19 protein-coding genes and 1 tRNA gene are annotated in these 20,752 nt (G+C 54.0%); 8 read left to right on the top strand and 12 right to left on the bottom strand.

Annotated features, from left to right (window positions below; all coding sequences use genetic code 11):
• Positions 1-28: 28 nt before the first annotated feature.
• Positions 29-955: a hypothetical protein gene (locus R70331_RS11055; protein ID WP_042175369.1), complete on the bottom strand. Its 927-nt coding sequence runs from the start codon at positions 953-955 to the stop codon at positions 29-31.
• A gap of 123 nt (positions 956-1,078) precedes the next feature.
• Here R70331_RS11055 and R70331_RS11050 point away from each other — a divergent pair, with 123 nt between their 5' ends.
• The 3 genes from R70331_RS11050 (at position 1,079) to R70331_RS11040 (ending at position 3,482) form a co-directional block, all read left to right on the top strand.
• Positions 1,079-1,927: a YihY/virulence factor BrkB family protein gene (locus R70331_RS11050; RefSeq protein ID WP_042175367.1), complete on the top strand. Its 849-nt coding sequence runs from the start codon at positions 1,079-1,081 to the stop codon at positions 1,925-1,927.
• 65 nt (positions 1,928-1,992) lie between these two features.
• Positions 1,993-2,331: a PadR family transcriptional regulator gene (locus tag R70331_RS11045; protein WP_042175365.1), complete on the top strand. Its 339-nt coding sequence runs from the start codon at positions 1,993-1,995 to the stop codon at positions 2,329-2,331.
• A complete protein-coding gene (locus R70331_RS11040) occupies positions 2,328-3,482 on the top strand; it encodes a DUF2812 domain-containing protein (RefSeq protein WP_042175362.1) in 1,155 nt (384 codons plus the stop codon). Before R70331_RS11045 ends, R70331_RS11040 begins: the two co-directional genes overlap by 4 nt.
• A gap of 308 nt (positions 3,483-3,790) precedes the next feature.
• Here the strand turns inward: R70331_RS11040 and R70331_RS11035 are convergent, their stop codons facing one another.
• From R70331_RS11035 to R70331_RS11025, 3 genes are all read right to left on the bottom strand, one after another.
• The gene (locus R70331_RS11035) at positions 3,791-4,990 is read right to left on the bottom strand and encodes an MFS transporter (RefSeq protein WP_042182496.1); all 1,200 of its coding nucleotides are present in this window, start codon (positions 4,988-4,990) and stop codon (positions 3,791-3,793) included.
• A gap of 114 nt (positions 4,991-5,104) precedes the next feature.
• Positions 5,105-6,130 carry an ROK family protein gene (locus tag R70331_RS11030; RefSeq protein WP_081947576.1) on the bottom strand — a complete coding sequence of 342 codons (1,026 nt, stop codon included), beginning with the start codon at positions 6,128-6,130 and terminating at the stop codon, positions 5,105-5,107.
• A 185-nt stretch (positions 6,131-6,315) separates the two neighbouring features.
• A tRNA-Leu gene (locus R70331_RS11025) sits at positions 6,316-6,399 on the bottom strand.
• Positions 6,400-6,577: 178 nt separating this feature from the next.
• Here R70331_RS11025 and R70331_RS11020 point away from each other — a divergent pair.
• Entirely contained in the window at positions 6,578-7,033 is a 456-nt protein-coding gene (locus R70331_RS11020) for a YhjD family protein (protein WP_042175358.1), read from the top strand.
• Positions 7,034-7,106: 73 nt separating this feature from the next.
• Here R70331_RS11020 and R70331_RS11015 read toward each other — a convergent pair whose 3' ends face one another.
• From R70331_RS11015 to R70331_RS11005, 3 genes are all read right to left on the bottom strand, one after another.
• Positions 7,107-7,325, bottom strand: a complete 219-nt coding sequence (locus R70331_RS11015) for a hypothetical protein (protein WP_042175357.1) — start codon at positions 7,323-7,325, stop codon at positions 7,107-7,109.
• Positions 7,326-7,412: 87 nt separating this feature from the next.
• Positions 7,413-7,730 carry a hypothetical protein gene (locus R70331_RS11010; RefSeq protein ID WP_042175355.1) on the bottom strand — a complete coding sequence of 106 codons (318 nt, stop codon included), beginning with the start codon at positions 7,728-7,730 and terminating at the stop codon, positions 7,413-7,415.
• 105 nt (positions 7,731-7,835) lie between these two features.
• On the bottom strand, positions 7,836-8,408 hold the full coding sequence (locus tag R70331_RS11005; RefSeq protein ID WP_042175354.1) for a xanthine phosphoribosyltransferase: 573 nt from the start codon (positions 8,406-8,408) through the stop codon (positions 7,836-7,838).
• A gap of 179 nt (positions 8,409-8,587) precedes the next feature.
• On the opposite strand from R70331_RS11005, the gene R70331_RS11000 reads away from it, so the two are divergent.
• Positions 8,588-9,739 carry a YkvI family membrane protein gene (locus R70331_RS11000; RefSeq protein ID WP_042175352.1) on the top strand — a complete coding sequence of 384 codons (1,152 nt, stop codon included), beginning with the start codon at positions 8,588-8,590 and terminating at the stop codon, positions 9,737-9,739.
• A gap of 741 nt (positions 9,740-10,480) precedes the next feature.
• Positions 10,481-10,822: a hypothetical protein gene (locus tag R70331_RS10990; protein ID WP_042175348.1), complete on the top strand. Its 342-nt coding sequence runs from the start codon at positions 10,481-10,483 to the stop codon at positions 10,820-10,822.
• A gap of 108 nt (positions 10,823-10,930) precedes the next feature.
• Here the strand turns inward: R70331_RS10990 and R70331_RS10985 are convergent, their stop codons facing one another.
• Genes R70331_RS10985 through R70331_RS10975 form a run of 3 tightly spaced genes read right to left on the bottom strand, consistent with a single transcriptional unit; the run spans position 10,931 to position 16,849 of the window.
• Complete coding sequence (locus R70331_RS10985; RefSeq protein WP_042175346.1) at positions 10,931-14,350, bottom strand: AAA family ATPase; 3,420 nt, start codon at positions 14,348-14,350, stop codon at positions 10,931-10,933.
• Positions 14,347-15,708: a metallophosphoesterase family protein gene (locus R70331_RS10980; protein ID WP_042175344.1), complete on the bottom strand. Its 1,362-nt coding sequence runs from the start codon at positions 15,706-15,708 to the stop codon at positions 14,347-14,349. The genes R70331_RS10985 and R70331_RS10980 overlap by 4 nt, the downstream gene beginning before the upstream one ends.
• Positions 15,709-15,712: 4 nt before the next feature.
• Positions 15,713-16,849: a glycosyltransferase family 4 protein gene (locus R70331_RS10975; RefSeq protein ID WP_042175342.1), complete on the bottom strand. Its 1,137-nt coding sequence runs from the start codon at positions 16,847-16,849 to the stop codon at positions 15,713-15,715.
• A gap of 187 nt (positions 16,850-17,036) precedes the next feature.
• Here R70331_RS10975 and R70331_RS10970 point away from each other — a divergent pair, with 187 nt between their 5' ends.
• Positions 17,037-18,434, top strand: a complete 1,398-nt coding sequence (locus R70331_RS10970) for an RsmF rRNA methyltransferase first C-terminal domain-containing protein (protein WP_042175340.1) — start codon at positions 17,037-17,039, stop codon at positions 18,432-18,434.
• 114 nt (positions 18,435-18,548) lie between these two features.
• Positions 18,549-18,638, top strand: a complete 90-nt coding sequence (locus R70331_RS32040) for a sporulation protein YjcZ (protein ID WP_198536574.1) — start codon at positions 18,549-18,551, stop codon at positions 18,636-18,638.
• Positions 18,639-19,144: 506 nt separating this feature from the next.
• On the opposite strand, the gene R70331_RS10965 is transcribed toward R70331_RS32040, so the two are convergent.
• Positions 19,145-19,942 (bottom strand): Cof-type HAD-IIB family hydrolase, encoded by a 798-nt coding sequence (locus tag R70331_RS10965; protein WP_042175337.1) that lies wholly within the window; start codon positions 19,940-19,942, stop codon positions 19,145-19,147.
• A 48-nt stretch (positions 19,943-19,990) separates the two neighbouring features.
• Positions 19,991-20,752: a pseudouridine synthase gene (locus tag R70331_RS10960; RefSeq protein ID WP_042175336.1), complete on the bottom strand. Its 762-nt coding sequence runs from the start codon at positions 20,750-20,752 to the stop codon at positions 19,991-19,993.

The following is a 20,752-nucleotide window of genomic DNA, read 5'->3' as shown; positions in this document are numbered from 1 at the left end:
TCAGCACCGCCCTATTCATTATAGAGCTTTAATCCAGACGCCCGAACGCCTGCAGAAACAACAGCTTATCAAGTGCTATTCCCGCCTTCCACCAGTTTTCGCTAACCGCAAATTCCCGTTCATAGCCGTTCCAGCTCCAGTTCAGGCTCCAGAGCCCTTCACCGTTCCGGCTGGAAAGTGTGAAGTCCAGCTCCTTTTCCACGAGAGCCTTGTTATCTGTGTAGCCCAGGCTTAACGGGTTATGAATAAGCGCTGACGGTTTGCAGGTATAGCCTCTCCAGTCTCCGGCATCGCGTACCAGCAGAGCTGTAATCCGCATTGCGGCGGCAGCCTTCATCTCAGCATAGGCGAAATACTCCTGCAGTCCTGCCAAAGCGATATAATCGAGCAAGGTAAGCACGCACATGAGGGGATGCATCTCCAGCTCCGGCTCCTGTATAAAAAGCGCCCCCAGCTCCTTCGCAATCTCCAATCCCCGGGCAAAAAGCCGGCTCTCCCTATCCGCATACTGCAGAATAAAGCCTGCCAGGATCGCCGTCGGATTAAAGGTGCTGCGGGAGGTGCTGTCCGAATCTGTATGCCACCAGGGCGCATGCGGATATTCGTTGTTCGAGGCAATCACATTCCGCCAGGTGTTATCATCCATTTCGGCCCCGCTGCCTAGAAACAACAGCATTCCCTGCACGACCGGATGCGCGCTGTTCTCGTAGCCGATCTCCAGCAGCCGTTCTGCAGCAGTCGCCGTAGACAGCGGCGAGGAATTGGGATTCCATGAATCCGCCTCCAGAGCATGTCCGAATCCGCCGTCCTCATTCTGGTAGGCAGCCAGTGCCTTCAGCACAGCCTCCTGTCCGCCATCCTCAAAGTGATACTGCCATCTTGCCAGATCAAGCGGGCGGGCGTTACGGTAGAACCAGTCTTGTATCCTTTGAAGTTCCTCTGGTGCAAGCCTCATTAACATTCCCCTTCATTCCCATTTTTTGGTCCTGTGTATATAGAGTTTAACCTTATTCAGGGTAATGATAATAATATTAATATCACACAAGTACATATTATAGAGTAATTGAAGGAGGGAAATATGAAGAAGAATTCGGCCGGAGTGTACTCTTTTGGCAAAGAGCTGTTCACCAAAATTAAAAACGATGATGTGCAGGGCATCAGCGCGCAATTAACCTATTATCTGATTCTCTCCCTGTTTCCGTTTCTGATCTTTATTATGACCCTGATCGGGTATGCGCATATTCCCCTGGAGGACAAGATTCAGCAGCTTGAGGGGATTATGCCCGCAGAAGCCTATTCCATTATTGAAGAAATTCTGCAGGATGTCTCCGAGGGACGAAGCCAGACGCTGCTGTCGTTCGGCATGCTCGCTACACTGTGGGCCGCCTCTAAGGGGGTTAATGCCATTATTAAAGGCCTTAACCGGGCTTATGATATTGATGAGAGCAGAGCATTCTGGAAGATCAGGGGGATCGCTTTTCTGGCTACATTGTCAATCGGCTTAGTTGTGCTGCTTAGCATTCTTCTGCTCGTGTTCGGAAGCTGGCTGAAGACACAGGTCTTTTTAGTGGCTGATCTGCCCTATGGCCTGAACAAGCTCTGGGATCTGCTCCAATATGCCGTTCCCCTCTTCGTCATGTTCGTCGTATTCACACTGCTCTACTGGATCGCCCCCAGCCGCAGGCTGCGGCTTAAAGAGGTTATGCCGGGAGCGCTTTTCTCCACCTTAGGCTGGATCATCACATCCGTGCTGTTCTCCGTCTATGTCAACCAATTCAGCGACTTTACCAAAACCTATGGCAGCCTTGGCGGGGTCATGATTCTGCTAATCTGGCTGTATATCAGCTCAATTATTATTCTGGTTGGCGGAGAGATCAATGCGATCCTGCTGAACCGTAAGATTACCGTTCCGGCCAGCCGCAGTTGATTATTATGTCACAACATGATATAGTCACGTCATGACATAGTTTGAGCATGACCAAGGAAAAGGTGATGGAGTTGTCCGCAACCGATAAGCTGCTGAAAAAGTATGTACCAATGACCGAAACGGCTTTTTACATCCTGCTGTCTCTGACGAAACCGCGCCACGGCTACGGGATCATCAAGCATGTAGAAGAGCTGTCCGGCGGACGGATTAAGCTGGGATCAGGCACAGTGTACGGTACATTAACCAAAATGAACAAGGATGGGCTGATTACTGTATACGCCGACGAAGAACGTAAAACCGTCTATGAGGTATCGGAGTCCGGTAAAAGAGTGATGACTGTTGAAATCAGCAGATTGAAGGAGCTGCACCGCAACGCCGTCGCCTGTGAGGAGGATTTTTTATGAAAACCGTCTTTCGTCCCTTCTGGAGCTATGAATTACACAGGACCGAAGCCTGGTTAACAGAAATGGCCGCCCAGGGCTGGGTGCTTGCAGGCTGGAATCTGCGGCTCCGCACATTTTCATTCCGGCAGGACAACCCTGTCCACATGATATGGCAGATCGCCTATGACCCGTCAGCCATAACTGATATTCCGGCAGCATTGGCCGCCGGTGGCTGGAGGAAGCATTTGCAGCAGGGCAAATGGTCTGTATATGCTAACAGCGGCCGGCCGGAGCAGATTAAGCTTTTCCCGGCCCGGAAGGAGCTGCTTAAGCGCAGCCGAACCCACTCCCTGTTCTTCACTGGAATAACCGTGTATGCAGCTGTTATTACCATCATCCCGTTGACTCTTCTCGCTGCTTCAGTATGGTCAGGCACACCTGTCCATGTTGTGAAAAGCCCCATGTGGCTGGTTACCGGGCTTGCTGGCTTCGTTCTTCTGCTGCTTCTTACAGCCGCCGTGACAGCTCTTTACAAGATCAGAACTGAGAGCAGGCACTACTACAGCGAGAATGAGCGGGCACAAAAGGCCGAGCCTATGCATCTGTCAGCAGGCCGCAGGGCTGTCCGTCTGAGACTTGGCTGGATGTACTCCCCGGACCGGCTGGAGAAATGGCTTGAGAATCAGGAACGCCGCGGATACAACCTGTACAAGGTCGGACGGCTGGGCACGAGTTTCTACTTCATTAAAGGCAGTCCGCGGCTGGTGAATTATCATGCGGATTATCAGCTTGCTGCAGACCCGGATTATTTCGAGCTGCACAGGGCGGCTGGCTGGAGGAACATGTTCAGTACCTCTTTTTCTACCCGCAAATGGACGATATGGAGCAAGGAGTATGACCAGGGTGAAGAGCGCCCGCAAATGTACAGCGATCCGTTCCACCGCCTGAAGCATGCGCGCAGAATCGCCATGTACTATACTCTGCTTTTCCTGCCTATGCTGCTGCTCTATTCGCTGAATCTTACAGTCTTTATCGGCAGTGCTGGCAGTGATGGCGCCAACCCTGCGCGGCTTACCAATATTCTGCTGATGCTTGTCTCGGTCATCATCTTCGGCTCCTTTGTCAGCAGAACCTGGCTGTATTACAGACGGCTTAAGATCAGCCTGAATTAACACAGAAAAGGTGCTCTCCTATAACAGGAAAGCACCTTTTCTTAGTGAACGCAGCAGTTACTCCGCCTTCAGATCGTACTTATAACAAGCCAACGCCTCAGCTTCTCTGAAGCCTATTCCGGTGCCGTCACCCGCGGCTGTAATCATTCAGTATTAGTAATGCCACTGCGACCATCCGGACAAATTATGCAGGCCGTGGCCGTGTACTGCCAAGATCCCGGACTGGTTCCTGCATCAATGAAACCGGTTATGAGAACCGGATTCTCCGGCTAGAGCATGGTTCGTGTCTGATAAGCTGGCTATTGCGGTTAGATCAGCTCGCCGCGCTTCTTCAGGAAGCGGTACAGAACGAAGCCGCATACCGCACACAGCAGCGCACACAGACCAATAAATCCATATCCCGCCTGTAGCCCGCGCAGCAGTGCGTCCGGGTCATTCTCACCATACATCTTCTTTACCGCTTCGATAACAAAGCCGATTATATAGTTCCCGATCACACTGCCCAGCCCCATCATAGTAACTGTAAAAGTAATGGCTGTATCGCTTCCGCCCGGATAACGCTTGGCTATGAAGGCCATAACGGTCGGATAGATCATCGCAATCCCAAGGCCGGCGGCAGCAAACAGGAATGCCCAGGACTCACCTCCTGCAAGTGCTGCAAAGGTACAGACAGCTGAGAAGCCCGAGAAGATAATCAGCGACAGCGTAAAGCCGATTTTGTCAGTCAACGGTCCCAGCACCAGCCTGCCGACTGAGAACAGCAGGAAGAATGCGGACAGCAGGCCGGAGGCCTTAACGGTATCCCAGCGGTAAGCCTTCTCCAGGAAATTAACCAGCCAGCCGCCGACAGCCAGCTCAGACACAACGCCGAAGGAGAGGATCAGCACCATCCACCATAAGGCCGGATCCCGCCGTAATTCTTTGAAGGGCGTGCGTTGTTCAGCCGGCAGATCATCCCCCGGAAAGGTGCTGCGCAGCGCCGTTATAATCGGCAGCAGAGACAGGGAGAGCATCACCAGATACATTCCCCGCCAATCCAGTTCCTGGCCGGATACTTGAACCGACATCATCCCCGTGGCAATCAGCGGGGCAACAGTCGAGCTTAATCCATAGAAAAAATGGGACAGATTCATCATCGTACCGACATTTTTGACAAAAATCCGCGCCCCCAGTATAGCCAGGGCAATTTCCAGCATCCCGTTACCGATATACATCAGGAAGTAAGAGGCGGCAAAAGCCGGATAAGCATGCGAGACAAAGATAAAAATACCGGACAGCAGCATGGAGGCAAATGAAATGATGCTAGTCGCTTTAATTCCAAATTTACGGACCAATATAGCGGTGAACGAACACGCAATAAGATAACCCAGAGCGTTGAGGGACAGCAGGCTTCCCAATTGCTCCTCGTTCAAATGAAAATCTAATTGAATCCGCGGAATAGCCGGTCCTTTAATATTCTCCGATATCCCGAAGATGATAAAGCCCAAAAAGATTGTAACAAGCTGCATCGCATAGGTTTTATTAAATCGGGTTGTACGCTGTTTCAACGTGAAGGCCTCCTGAAAGATGTGAATGTTGATTATGGACAAAATAAATACTCAGACCGGGCTTGATGCCCGTTATTATTTGCGTTCAACCAGCTGCAGCCTGTACGTCAGACTCTCCAGCGTAAGGGCAGTTATGCCGGTCATGTATTCTTCCTGTGTGTTATTTTTGATCAGCAGCGCAGGCATATGCTCCTGCGGAATATGCTCCAGGCACCCGTTAAGCAGCTCCTCCGTCATAGAGGGGTCTGTCAGCTCGCCGGTAACGGCTACCGAGACCGGATTGAGTATCGTGATGACCGAAGCCAGCATTTGGGCCGCCATGGGGATAAAGGTCTCCTGCTTATGCAGCCGCTGAAGCTGCTCCTCCCGAGTGTATGCAGAAGGAAGGTACGAGATTTCTCCGGCAAAATTGGTTATCCCCGCCACCATCCGCCCGTTTACGATAAAGCCTGCTCCCGGAAAATGATTCCTGGGAAAGGTGACTACGGCAAACGGCTGGTCCTCCTCCGGATTATGCAGCTGATAAAAACCGTACACGGTAGCATTCATGTCATTCTCAACAATGATATCCATATCGTACTTCTCGCTGAGCTGCTCACCCAAAGGGACTCCAGCCAGCTCAGCCACATCACAGATGCCGATTACCCCGCGGTGTGCGACTCCCGGTATGCCGATGCCGGCTGCCTTTATATTGCTGTATTTTTGGGTCAGCTCTCCGATTAGCAGATCCACTGTATCCGTATCAATCCGGGTAAAGTCACGGGTCCCTTCATCCAGCCTGTCTCCTGTCAGATTAACCACTATGTACGATACGGAATGCCGTCCGCCTTCAGTTCTCACCATAAGGCAGAGCACGCAGGCATAATCAGCATTGAACATGTATTGTCTGGCAGGACGCCCGCCGCTCGACTCCTCCAGTTCAAGCTCCAGCACCTCCCCGCTGCGGACCAGCTCATTCAAAATACTGCCGCAAGTAGCCACACTCAGCTGTGTCATACCGGCAATCGATGCCTTCGTTCCGGTCCCCGCGGCCTTCAATGTATTTTTCACCAGCTCTACATTTATCCTTTTGACCTGATGTGTATTATGGGATACGGTCATAACGGCTCCTTTCATAACGGCAAGTTATTATAACTCTTTTAATAAGTGCAAATATAGTGGCTTTAAAGGCTTATGTCAAGTGTTCATTACAGGTTTCCACATAAAACTGACATTCAGTGACCATCTGTCCATAGCAAAAAGAAAACCCGTATCGCCTAAGCGATTACGGGTCTTCTTCAATAGGATGCGGTCAAGAGGACTCGAACCTCCACGATATTGCTACCACTGGCACCTGAAGCCAGCGCGTCTGCCAATTCCGCCATGACCGCAAATTATGAGTGTCACTTTCGCGACCACAAGATAGATCATATCATGTACAAATATCAGAGTCAACCTTTTTTATTATTTCATTTCTTTTCATTATTTTTTGGATAATTATTGCTTTTCATTATAAATTCAAGGTATAATAAGAACAGAAGTTCGCATACTATAAATGAGGTGATTTATATGGCGACCACTACCAGAACTACTCTGAACACACCCATTATTCCTGAAGATATAACCAAAGACGAACTGTCCCTTGTGAGAAGCTATCTGCTGCTGACGTTTATTCATAAAGTATTTGAACGCGATTGCCGTGTAATCGGCAGGAGCGGATTATTCAAGACCCCTCAGCTCTATATGGAGCTGGTGACAAGCGCAACGAAGAAGACTTCACTGATGCTCCAGGAGGTAACACGCGAGCTGTCCTCCCACAATCTTAAGATCACCACGATCCGCCAGGATCAGCGTGGTGTCGAAGCTTCTTACGCATGCCGGGGTTATACCGGTAACATCAATATCCAGTGGCCGGGCTTCCGCAATGAGATGATGCAGCGCATGCGTGCATATCTGGGGCTTAATCCCGAGCTTGCAGTGCTGCCGAAGACCGAAAGCGTCGAGCAGATGGCTATGTCCATCTGAATTCCGTTAGATTAACTGCAGCAAAGCCCCCGTCATGATAAGGACGGGGGCTTTGCTCTTTTTGCTATTTTACCTACAAATCCTCCAGACCTTTGCGCGGCTCCGAGTATGGCTGAAATACATAATTACGGTCTAGCTTAACAACATGCTTATTAGGACGGCGAACCATCACCTGTGTATCATCCCAGGCCAGAATGATGCCTCTAACATCATTACTCTCAATAGCGTCACGGATAACGCGCACCTTCTCACCGGATATGCGGTAGGCATCCAGCTGTTCATCGCTGATCATGGTCATCCCTCCTTTCCACTAGATTGTCCTATTCAAAAAAAGACCCAAATGAGAATCCATTTGGGTCTTTCATCCTTAACAAAGATCCTATATCAGCGCTTCATTCTTCTCAAACCAGAAGTCAAGAACTTTAGCGGACATCACACGTTGCTCCAGATACTCAACCTGATTCTCTGTGAAATTCTGTTTCCAGTTGAATTCCAGCTCTTCGCACAGGCTAGTGATCGTCAAAAGTTCCGACCATGCAACATAACGTTTGTACCAGAAAAATTGAGGATGTTCAATCATATAGGGATACAGATCGTCGAACTCTGTGTGTTTACAATCCAGCGCACGCTCGAAATGATCCTTGGCCTCGGTTAGTTTATCAATAAAAAATTGCTCTGTCACCGGTTCTTTCCCCATTGTGACGCCTCCTCTCCTATGTCTAAACCTTATTATAAAGGAAAACTTATAGGGTGAAAAGAAGATGTTTTAAAAATAGGCTATGTTCCTATAATTGTCACCGGTTTAATCGGCGAAATGAACCTTGCCGTCCTCCAGTGAGGTTATACGGACGAGTGATTCCAGCAGAATTCCCTGATCTCTGATTGTACGCGCCCCTGCCTGGAAGCATTTCTCGACAACCACGCCCATTCCGGCAAGCTCAGCCCCGGAGCGCTGGATGATTTTGATCAGTCCGCGCGCAGCATCACCGTTAGCGATAATATCATCAATAAAAAGCACCTTGTCTGCTGATGAAATATATTGCCGTGACAGCATAATGTCAGTGACAATTCCTTTTGTAAAAGACGGAACCCGCTCACACAGGGCATCAGGATCAGCCAAAAGCGTTTTTTTGCGGCGGGCAAATACAAGCGGCACCTTCATCTCCAGAGCGGTGGCAAACGCCACGGCAATACCCGAGGATTCTACGGTAACCACCCGCGTAATGCCTGCATCCGCAAACCTCCCGGCAAACTCCCGTCCCATTTCCATCGTCAGGATCGGATCAACCTGGTGGTTGAGCAGGGCATCCAGCTTCAGCACCTGATCTGATAGGACGACCCCTTCCTCTAAAATCCGCTGTTTCAATACTTCCATGACTTAGTACCTCCATTACCTTAATAATTCCAGACATTCCACATGCACAGCCGTTCATTTCACCAGCACGGAAGTCATGTCCCTCTGGCTATCATCATAACCTGTACTATATGGACTGCACAAGGCAATCCGGCGGGCACAGCCCATTTTTATAATCACAGCACATAAGGAGTGAAGCTATGAAATCGCATGTCCGTACGCTGCAGATTGCTTTCACCTATATCGGGACGATTGTCGGCGCCGGGTTCGCTACAGGCCAGGAGATTCTCCGTTTTTTTACCCGGTACGGCCATTGGGCGCTGCTGACCATCATGCTGTCGACGGTACTGTTCATTTGGCTAGGAACCAAGATGATGGTGATCGCCCGCCGGACCGGCGCAGATTCCTATGAGGACTTTAACCGTCATCTGTTTGGAGAAAAAACGGGCAGCCGTATCAGCCTGTTCACCATGGTCATTCTGATCGGGGTCAACAGCATTATGCTTGCCGGCGCCGGGGCTATTTTTCAGGAGCATCTTGGCTTTCCCTATCAGGCGGGGCTGCTGATTACACTGATTGGCTCATTCATTCTGCTGAAGCGCGGGATTTCAGGCATTATGCAGCTTAACAGCCTCGTTGTGCCGCTGATGCTTACTCTGTCGCTTATCATTATTTTTAATACATTCGGGCTGCCGGGAGCCGAACGGTTCCTCTTCCTGCACACAGATCACAGCACCTTCAGCGCCTGGATGTCACCGCTGCTGTATACCGCCTTTAATCTTGGAATGGCCCAGGCCGTGCTGGTTCCCCTCGCCCGCCATACGGAGGATGAACAAGCGCTGGTGCGCGGCGGAATACTCGGCGGTATCGGCATCGGCTTCATGCTGCTTGCCGCTCATTTTGCCATGAGCTCACAGATGCCGGGCATTCTGCAATACGAAGTGCCGATGGGCAGCATCGCCTTCCGGCTCGGCTCAATCGTACAGCTGATCTACTTGCTGCTGATCTTCCTGGAAATATTCAGCACCTTCGTCGCCAATATTTATGGCGTCAGCGTCCAGCTCCAGCAGCGCCTTCCGGTCGCTCCAGCGCTTGTCACCCCTCTGCTGATGCTGTTCTGCTATCTGTTCAGCCAGTTCGGCTTCAGCTCGCTGCTTGGATTATTCTACCCGATCTTCGGCGCTCTGGCTCTGGTCTGGGTCAGCATGCTGCTGCGTGCACCGCTGTCACCGCCGCCGCGCCCGCCGGGATCTTCCGGTCCTGACGGGATGGGAACGGATGCGAAAGAAAGGGATAAGAAAAAGGGCATTACAATTGTAGCGGTTAAACCGGTTATCCGGGGGCGGAAGTGAGCGCTGAAGCGGGTTAGCCGGGAGCGGATGTGGGCGGTGATGCTGGTTAGCCGGGAGCGGAAGTGAGCGGCTAAGGGCATGGGTGCTAGGGCTTGGACCGGTGCTAGGAGATTCAGGAGATAGGAGTTAGGACATACAAAGCTGGCGGCTCGTATCGGTATCAATAAAGGGATTTTTCCCTTTGCTCGCGGCTGAGTTGCTACTTTTGAGCTCGTTAGAGGGTTTTTTCCCTTTGCTCGCGGCTGAGTTGCTACTTTTGAGCTCGTTAGAGGGATTTTTCCCTTTGCTCGCGGCTGGATTGCTACTTTTGGGCTCGTTAGAGGGATTTTTCCCTTTGCTCGCGGCTGAATTGCTACTTTTGGGCTCGTTAATGGGATTTTTCCCTTTGCTCGCGGCTGAATTGCTACTTTTGGGCTCGTTAGAGGGATTTTTCCCTTTGCTCGCGGCTGGATTGCTACTTTTGGGCTCGTTAGAGGGATTTTTCCCTTTGTTGGGGGCTGAATTGCTACTTTTGGGCTCGTTAATGGGATTTTTCCCTTTGCTCGCGGCTGAGTTGATACTTTTGGACTCGTGAGAGGGATTTTTCCCTTTGTTCGCGGCTGAGTTGTTACTTTTGGGCTCGTTAAAGGGATTTTTCCCTTTGCTCGCGGCTGAATTGCTACTTTTGGGCTTGTTAATGGGATTTTTCCCTTTGCTCGCGACTGAATTGCTACTTTTGGCTCGTTAAAGGGATTTTTCCCTTTGCTAACGGCTGAATTGCTACTTTTAGGCTCGTTAATGGGATTTTTCCCTTTGCTCGCGGCTGAATTGCTACTTTTGGGCTCGTTAGAGGGATTTTTCCCTTTGTTCGGGGCTGAGTTGCTACTTTTGGGCTTGTTAGAGGGATGTTTCCCTTTGCTCGCGGCTGAATTGCTACTTTTGGGCTCGTTAGAGGGATTTTTCCCTTTGCTCGCGGCTGAATTGCTACTTTTGGGCTCGTCAGAGGGATTTTTCCCTTTGTTCGTGGCTGAATTGCTACTTTTAGGCTCGTTAGAGGGATTTTTCCCTTTGGTCGCGGACAAAATCCTGGCAAAAACAACATAAAGCAAAAAGGCAGCGCTGACCGCTCCGGAGTCAAGGAGATGAACAGCACCCAGGTTCCGGGAATCATCCTCTTCAATCCTTGTGGGGAACGTTACGCTGCCTTTCCGTTTATACAGGGATAACCGCTGCTGCAGGAATAATCCGTGCTGCTGCCTCCGCAACATGGCGGTGGCAGGTCATCATCACAATCTGACGGGTTAAGGACAGCTCTCCTGCCAGAGATAACGCGGCATGCAGACGGTGTTCATCGAAATTTACGAACAAATCGTCCAGCATCAGCGGAAGAGCCGATTTCCCGGACATTGTTTCGGCCAAAGCCAGCCGTATCGCAAGGTACAACTGCTCCTGTGTCCCCCTGCTGAGCAGGGAGCTGTCCAGAAGCCCGAAGCTCGCATGCTCAGCCTTCAGCTCCTTATGCCCCAGCGTCATGACGATTCTCCGGTATTCCCCGCCGCTAAGCTTTGCAAAATAGACAGAGGCCAGCTGCAGCACCTGCGGCTGTTTTTCCTGCTCATAAATGCGTCTGGTCCGTCCGATTAATTCAGCGGCAATTACGTTAACGGCATACTGGCCGGCCAGATTCCGCAGTGACGACCGCTGCTCTTCCAGCTGCTGGTTTACGTTATCCTCCATGCAGCGTTCCTTCAGATACTCCTGCTCCTGCAGCAGCTTGCCTCTTTGTTCCAGAAGTGTATTCCGCTCTTCCTCCAGCTCTGCTGCAGCTGCTTCTGCGGCAGAGCGTTCTTCTGCGAGTGCAGCAGCATCATGCTGCTCCAGCAGCTGCTGTAATTGATCCGCCCGGCCGCCTTCCCAGCCGCTGAACATCGCCAGCTCCCATTGGCGGACAGCTCTAGTAAGCCCGGACCGCTGCTGCACTGCCGCTGCGCGCCGCAGAAAGTCTTCACCGTCAGCAGCCCCGCCTTCACTCAGCAGAGTAGTGCTGAGCTGCTGCAGTCCTTCCAGCTGCTCAAGCTGCTCTGTGAGCTCCTCCTGGATCTCGGCCTTACGGGCAGACAAGCCCTCTCTGCGCAGCAGCTCAATGCGCAGCAGCTCCCACTCCCGTTTCCGGTTCTCCAGCCAGCTCAGCAGGCTGAACACAGGGATTGACGGAATCGCTGACTCTGAATAGCTGCCTGCTCCGTCTGGTATATAGCCAGGAGAGCGAGAGACCGGGCTACCATTACCATGAACAGCAGCGGAATCGGCTGGAGACACAGGATCTGCCGCAGCCAAAGCATTGCCTGCGGCGTCTTGCGGATGAGTCGAAGCGTTCAAGCTGTTGCTTACACCAGATGCATCTGCGGAATCAGCCGCGGCGTCAGACGCCGGAGCGCTCTCCGCAGTCCCCAGGGTCTGAAGCCGCAGCAAAAGAACCTCGTCCTCAAAGGCCCGGCACTCTGCTTCCAGCTCCCCAAGCCGCTGAACCAGCTTGCCGCGCTGGCGGAGCAGTTCATTTCCCTGCTCCGCCAGCGCAAAGATGTCCGGCAGGCTCTCCGGGGAGAGCCCTTCCGGCAGGCGGTGCTGCCGCAGCCACTCTGTATACCGGCCGTCCAATGCTGCAAACTCCGCTTCAGCACGTTCCAGCTCCTCCGCCAGCGCGCGCTCCTGCCCGGCGAGCGCCTCTGCCTCCGTCCGGCACGCTTCGCGTTCGCCGGACAGCCGGTCCACGCGCTGCCGCCAGGCGTTCCACGCCTCCATCAGGCGGCGCAGCTCCCGCATGCCGGCTTCCAGCGCGCCGGCATCCAAACCCGCGGCCGTGCTGCGCCCCGGCCGGCCGGTCCCACTCTCCGGCTCCGCGCCGGAGAGCAGCAGCCCGCGCAGCCGCAGCATCTCCGCTGCGGCCGCTGCCCCCTCCCCGCCGTGCCCCGGCGGGGAATCCTGCCGGCCCGCTGCGCGCAGGCCGGCCCACAGGACCAGGTCCGCTGCGGCCAGCAGGCCGAGCGCGGACCAGACGCTGAGCGGCGGTGCACCGCTCAGCAGCAGGGCCGCCGGCAGCAGCAGCGTCAGCGCTGTGCTCGCGGCCAGCCCCCGCCGGTAGCGTGCCGCCCGGCGGTTCCCGGCGCCGGAGCTGCGGCCGGCGCCTCCCGGGCCGCGCTGCGGCCCGCCTGTGCCGAGCTGCGCTTCGCGCCAGCGCTCGGCTGCCTGCTGCAGCTCGTCCCACAGCTGCAGCACCTCACGCGGGCTGTGCGGGGCCAGGCCCGCGAAGTCCGCGTCGCCGCTTGCGAGCTCACGCGCAAGCGAACGTTCTGCCGCCTGCAGCGCAGCGGCGGCAGCGGCCATTCGGGAGCGGAGGCTCTGCCGCTCCGCTTCCCGGGCCTCCATCCGCCGGTCGTAGCCGGCGAAGGAGACAGAGAAGCGCCGCGCAGCTTCGCGCTCCGCTGCAGTAACAGCAAAGCCTGCAAGCTCCGCATGGCCCCAGCCGGCGCCAATGCTGCGCAGCGTGCGCTCCAGATGAGCCTCATGCGCAGCAAGCTCAGCCGTAAGCCGCTGCCGTTCCGCCCGGCGGTCCTCGTAACCCGGACGGCTGCGGTCAAGCCGCTCCAGCACCACAGCTTGGGTCATAAGCAGCTCATCCGGCGGATGCTGCGCGAGCTCTGCGGTCAGCTCGTCCTGCTGGCGAATAAGGCGCTGCACGGCAGCAGCCGCACCGCGGACCTCAGCCGCAAGCTGCTGCCAACGCTCCGTCCCGTTCTCCGGGAAATTCGTGATAACCGGCAGGCTGTCCAGCTCAAACCGGGCTTCACGCCATTTCAGCCACATTTCACGGATATCCTCAGCTTTGCGCAGCAGTACCCGCCTGCCTTCTGCTGCAGTACGCGATTGCTCGAACGCCGCCAGCCTCTCCTCTGCAGCCTCAAGTGCAGCAAGGCTGGCATTATATCGGGGCAGCAAAGACCGGCTGTCAGCCATCTCCCGCTCCAGCTTCTCAATCTGCTGAAGAATTTTAGCCGCTTCCTGTACTTTCCCGCGCGGCTTGTACAGCTTCTCGGCATCCTGAATCAGCTTACGCTCGGCTCGCATAATATCACCGCCTCCGCCCATACCCGCATGGAACAGATAGCTGCTCATTTCCTCCGACTGCAGTGCACCAAGCTCCTGCAACTCGTCCAGCGATACCGCGAACAGCTGCCGGAACATGCTGCGCGAGATGCCGCCGAGCAGCCGGCGTTCCAGCTCCTCCTGTGTGGCTTCTTCCGTGCGCCCGTCCGGATGACGGACGGTAATGCTCAGCTTTTCACTCCGGCTCTGCTGCTCCCCGCCGGCAGCGTAGCGCCGGATAATCCAGCTGGCCCCCTCATCGTCACAGGCCGTTAAAATGCCGCCATGCTGACCGCCCTGAACAGGCTCATACCGCTCAGCCGGATTAGTGCGGCCCGGAATGCCGAAGAGCATCGCCCGGATGAACTGCAGTGTGGTGCTTTTACCTGCCTCATTACGTCCATACAGAACAGTAACGCCTGCACCGAGTTCAATCTCCCGCTGCTGCAGCCGTCCGAAGCCGCTGATCTGCAACTGCTCAATCCTCATCGCTCACTCCCCCGCTCCTGCCGGCCTGCCTCAGCTTCTTTCGGTTCACGCCCGCCAGCCTTTTCAGCATCTTCCGTACCGCTTAGCAGTGTTATGCCTAATTCTTCAGCACTTCTCAGCCATTCCCGCTTGTCAGCCGCTCCGGCTGCGGCCAGCAGCCTGCGGAGCTCACGGTTCTCAAGCAGCGGCCTCAGCGCTGCAGCCAGCAGCTCCTCCAGGCCGTCTTCTGTTTCAGCGCTGCGCCCGGACAGCCGCAGCAGCTCGCCAAGGAAGCTGTCCTCCTGCCGGAGGCGCCCGCGGTCAACCGGCAGGCCGGTTTCCACGGAGAAGCCTTCAGTCCACACCAGGCCGGCATAAGCCTGCCGGTCGGCGCGGACAGCTTCACGGCGCTGCAGCTCGGAGAGCAGGTCGGCGGCTGCCCCTTTTTCAGACAAGATCCTATGTACATTTCCCCGGCCGGTCAGCCGGAAGCGAACTACGGACATCAGCTGCGGAAGCTCTTCGCGGATGTCCTCTACAGCCTGTTCCACTGCAGCAGTCCATTCCGCCTCATCTGCAAGGCTGTCAATCGGGATTTCCCTCACCTGCCAGCGGACCGTATCCAGCTCACGGAACTCCAGCTGCACATGTCCTTCGGCATTTACATCCGCTATATAACAGCCTTTTGGGCCGGTTTCTTTGACACTGCGCCCTTGGATATTTCCGGGATATACAATGGGGGGATGCTCATGCAGAATGCTGCGTTTGTGGATATGCCCCAGAGCCCAATAATCAAAGCCTCTTCCGATCAGATCCTTGCGGGTACAGGGCGAATAAGTCTCATGCTGAGAATCACCGTCCACATTCCCGTGCAGCAGTGCAATATGAAACAGGGTGCTACCCGGTTTGCGGTTATACCGCAGTGCCGTATTCTCGGTTACTTTTTGCGTGGGATAAGAAATCCCGCTGATTACAGCCACTTCAGCCCCGTCGCTGCGGCGGCAGGCAACAGCCAGGCCGGGCTCACCGGTGCCAAACACCGTAATACCCTCCGGCAGCTCCGTCTTCAGCCTGGGCCCGTCCAGCGGATCATGGTTGCCGTGAATCAGATAGACCTTAATGCCGTGTTCATCCAGCTTCTTAAGCGCCTCCTGAAAACGGAGCTGTCCCTGAAGGGAAGCATCGGAGACGTCATATACATCACCGCTGATGACAACAAAATCAACCTTCGCCTCAACAGCTACGCCAACAAGCCGCCCGAGGGCGGCGAAGGTGGACTCCCGCAGATAGGAGCGTACAGCGTGGGGAAGCTGCGCCAGGCCGGCGAACCGGCTGTCCAGATGCAGATCCGCAGCATGCAGAAATCGGAAGGGAATCATCCGCTCACCCTTTCGCTTCCGGCTGATATTGCAGGTAGATTTTTTTCAGCTCGTTGGCCACACGCGTCAGAGAATACAAGCTTTTGGCTTTATCCCAGGCCGATCTCGACAGCTCATAGCGGTAGCCGGGATCGGTAATGACCTTCTCCAGCGCATCGGCAAGCGCAGCCTGATCATCCGGGTTCACCAGCAGGCCGTTGACGCCATCCTCGATCTGTTCCGGAATACCGCCGACATTCGTGCCTACCAGGGCAAGACAGCTGAGGGCAGCCTCTGCGAATACAGAACCGAATGCCTCCGCCCTTGAAGGCAGAACAAAGATATCAAAGAACGGCATGAATTCCTCAGGATGCAGCGTGTACCCGTAAAAGATCGTTTCATTATAAATTCCAAGCTCCTGTGCCAGCGACTCCAGCTCCGCGCGCGATGGCCCGTCACCGATAATGTGGAGCACATATTCATGGCCGCGGTTTTTCAGCTCTGCACAGGCTCTGAACAGAGTATCCAGACCTTTCGCAGGCACCAGGCGGGTCACGGTTACCAGCTGCGGAATACTGTTGTCATGCGGCACAGGCTTGAATCTTTTTTCGTCAAAACCGTTCGGAATAATGCCAATATCTGCAGGATGGTCTGTATAGAGCGCCAGATAGTCGGCAAAAGCAAGCGACACCGTCATCAGCCGGTCGCTTACATGCTCAAGCTCACGGTAGATTGCGACCAGGAACTGGTGCTCAGGACCGCCTTCCTGAATCAACCCGTTAAGAATCAGCTCGCGCTCATAGCTGGAGTGCAGTGTCTGGATCAGCGGAATGTCCGGATAAATCTTCTTCATGGCTAGGCCCGCAATCGGATGATGGGCATGGATCAGATCATACTTTTTGCTCATCCGCAGCTTGGTCCACCAGATGTAATCCCGGTAGGTCTGAATATATTTTCGCACAACCGGACTTTCGCCGTACACGGTCCAGTCAAACGTCTCAAAGACAATCTCCTCACGTCCCTTGCCCCGAATCCGCTTGGGCAGCCAGAACAAATCCATATCCCAGCGGCTGGAACGGAACCGCTCCTGCAGGTAAGGGATCATCGAAGATACACCGCCGGGCTGCTCCGGCGGGAAGAATAGCGCTTGCAGCAAATTCATAAGGTACATCCCCTTTTCGATTGCCCTGATTACGGTGAGACCCGGCAATTATGATATAGTTGTATATATGTACATTTACAGGCACACTTAGGTTCCCATACCTTGATTTTATCGGTATCCACCTGAAACAGCAACTAATTAAGAACACCTGAGCCTGTTTTGAAATTAATCTTAAGGAGAATGACGTATGAACGAAGAACGGCTGCCCGCCGCTTTTACCGCTGCCATGAAGGAAATGCTTGGGCAGGAGGCGGACGCTTTTCTGCATAGCTACAGCCTGCCGCGGACTCAAAGTCTGCGGTTTAACACCCTAAAAAGCATCTACGCCGGAGCCCCTGCTGAGCACTCCGTCTCCCTGTTCAGCCTGACAACGGTTCCCTGGTGCTCCACCGGCTATTACTATGAGGACCCTGCTAGGCCCGGCCGTCACCCCTATCATGCTGCCGGACTATATTATATTCAGGAACCTTCGGCAATGTCCGCGGCAGAGCTGCTTGCCCCGATTCCGGGAGAAACCGTGCTTGATCTGGCTGCCGCACCCGGCGGCAAAACCACACATCTCGCCTCCTTAATGCAGGGACAAGGACTGCTTGTCTCTAACGAGATTCATCCTGAACGGGCAAAAATACTGGCGGAGAACGTGGAACGCCTCGGCATATCTCATGCCCTGGTCACCAGTGCCGCTCCGGGAGAGCTGTCACGCCGTTTTCCGGAGGTGTTTGACCGGATTATGCTGGATGCCCCCTGCTCAGGAGAAGGCATGTTCCGTAAAGACCCCTCTGCCATGAGCGAATGGTCACCGGATCACGTGAAGATGTGCGCGGAAAGACAATGGGACATTTTGCAGGATGCGTATATTATGCTGAAGCCCGGCGGAAGCATGGTCTACTCGACCTGCACCTTCAACCGTCTGGAGAACGAGGACACGGTCAGCCGGTTTACCGCTGCTTATCCTGATATGAAGGTTGTTACGCAGAAACGGCTCTGGCCGCATCTGGAAAAGGGAGAGGGGCATTTCGTTGCCCTGCTGCACAAAGCAGCTGCTTCCGGATCTGTGGAGACAGACAGCCGCGGCAAGAAGCGCAGCGGCGGAAAGAGCAAAAACGGACCGCGTGTCCACGCCTCACTCCGTGATGCGTATCAGCAGTTTCTCGGCTGGGCTGCAACAGAGCTACCCGGATTTACCGGCGGTGGCATTCCGCTGCTGTTCGGAGAGTCGCTCTATCTGCTGCCGGAAGCTTTTAATGAGCGCCTGCATACCGGCCTGCTGGAAGGCCTTAAGGTACCCCGCGCCGGCCTGCATATTGCCCATCTTAAGAAAAACCGGATTGAACCGGCCCATGCTCTGGCGATGAGCCTCCAGCCCGGCCAGGCTGCCCGCCATTATGATCTTGCCGCTGACAGCCCCGAGGTTCAGGCCTGGCTGCGCGGTGAGAGCCTGCCTGTTCCTCCTGAGCTGCACGGCTGGACACTCGTTACAGTAGACGGCCTGCCGGTCAGCTGGGGTAAAGCCAGTCTGGGCCAGCTCAAGAATCACCTGCCTAAGGGCCTGAGAATCCAAAAAGCCCATCTTGAGGAGGCCTAGGCAGCTAACCAGATCAGACCCTCCTTCTGTGCATATGATGTCATTATCCCAAGGACGCCGCAGCCGCAAGGCAGGGCATTGGGAACCAGACATGAGTTAAGGGAGGAATCAGACATGGGTGCAATGCCTGGCTTCACATCTACCGGTGCAATTTTGGTGCTTTTCATCTTGCTCGTTATCATTTCACGTTCGTTGTTTGTCTAACTCCATTCGCAGCTAATGCAATAGTGACATCAGGCGGCCGCGCAGCCCTTCTCAGGGTTGTGCAGCCGCTTTTTACGTCCGGGTAAGGAGGTACACTTACATTCTGTCCGATGATAATAGTTGGATTTTCGCCGCCTAATTCCTCCATTTCTCAGCATTTCACAGCGTTAGGTGGAGAAACTCCATCAAATATGAACCACAGCCCCTTTTTACGCTAAATCCGGGTTATTAGGCGGAGATTTTCCAATTAATGCTCCAACATCCTTGTTTGAAGAAGCATTAGGCGGAGAAATTCCACTTATTAGAGGAAGCGCCCGCAAAATGGGGAGCCTTTACAAATGACGCTGTCACCGGTACTTTACAGGGAATCCGAATGATGCTCTCTCCAGCAGTTGCAGAGAATCCGAAATCACATGTTATCCTTCCCTATCAAAAAAAGCATAAATCAGCGCCAAACGGCACCGGTTTATGCTTGGAAGACCCGTATTCTATAATAGCCTGGAGTATCAAAGACAATATTTCACAAGTGCATCCCTTACACCGTGCTCGTTGTTAGTACCTGTAATCGCATCAGCCGCAGCTTTAACCTCCAGCGGAGAATTGTCTACGGCAACGCCCAGACCGGCGTAGGTCAGCATGGAGATATCGTTGTAATAATTGCCGACAGCCATTACTTCCTCCTGCGCGATACCGAGCTGAGCTGCAAGCTTCTTCAAGGCATTACCCTTTGAGGCTTCATGATGCATAAAGTCGGCAAAAAACTCACCGCTGCGCAGCATATTATACTGCTGAGTCCAGGTTCCCCACTCACGCATCGCTTCATCCAGTACCGCAGACTTAGTGAATACAGTGAATTTAACAATAGGTTCACGGAACTCCTCCCAGGCCGGCAGGGATGCCGGAAGGATGCGGAAATGCTCATACATATAGTTGGCTTCCTTGGTCAGGTTCTCCGCGTTGTCCACATACATTTCGAATGCTGTGCTCACATCAAAATGGATGTCATGCTTCCGGCAGTACTCAATATATGGATCCAGCCCGCGGCCGTCCATCCCGTATTGATCGAGCACCTTGCGGTCGCTGACCGATACCGTTGCACCGCCATTATGGCCGATGACATAACCCGACAACCCCAGCTCTTCCATAAAAGGAATCGAGTTCTGCGGGCTGCGGCCGGTACACAATACGATTTGGCCTCCCCGGCGCGTAACCTCGGCAATGGCTTCTTTATTCTCATCACTCAGCTTGTGATCATCATTCAGCAGTGTTCCGTCAACGTCCAGTGCAATCAGCTTGTATTTCATACCACACCATCCTTATCTGTCTGTAATCTGTCCGTCCGTTCCCATCTGTTATTCCGCGGATTCTACCCCACTGCCGGTTAACAGCGCAAGCTCTGCAGCCGTCAGCTCCCGGCTGGCTCCAAGCGGCAGGCTCTCATCCAGCTTCAGCTCGCCCATGGATACCCGTTTCAGAAATGTCACTTTTTTGCCGACCGCGATAAACATCCGCTTTACCTGATGGAACTTGCCTTCCGTAATGGTCAGTGAGATGTACGAGACCGTCTTCTCTCCCTGTTCCCGGCCGAGAATGCTCAACTGGGCAGGCAGCGTGACGTATCCGTCCTCCAGCTCAACCCCCCGGGCAAAAGCCTCCACATCTGCAGCATCCACATCACCGTCTACCGTAGCTTCATAGGTCTTAGGCACATGCTTGCGCGGAGAGAGCAGCTCGTGGGCCAGCTTGCCGTCATTGGTAAGCAGCAGCAGTCCGACTGTATCCTTATCCAGCCTGCCGACCGGAAACGGCTCAAACCGGGCGTAATCCTCCTTCAGTAAATCCAGCACCGTCCGGTCCCGCTTGTCTTCCGTAGCCGACAGCACGCCTGCCGGCTTGTTCATCATCAGATATATAAATTCACGGTAGCGGACCGCTTCACCCGCCACTTCAATTACATCTCCGTAAGGATCCACATGGAAGCCGCTGTCCTTAACCACTTTACCGTTCACGGTTATTAAGCCTTGCTTGGCCTGCTTGCGGATGTCACTGCGCGAGCCGATGCCCATGTGGGACAGCACCTTATCGATCCGCTGTTTTTTTGCAAATACGCTCAT

The organism is Paenibacillus sp. FSL R7-0331, from assembly GCF_000758645.1.
Classification (GTDB): Bacteria; Bacillota; Bacilli; order Paenibacillales; family Paenibacillaceae; genus Paenibacillus_AQ; species Paenibacillus_AQ camerounensis.
The sequence above is the reverse complement of the archived record's forward strand: the minus strand, read 5'-3'. Positions and strand labels throughout refer to the sequence as shown.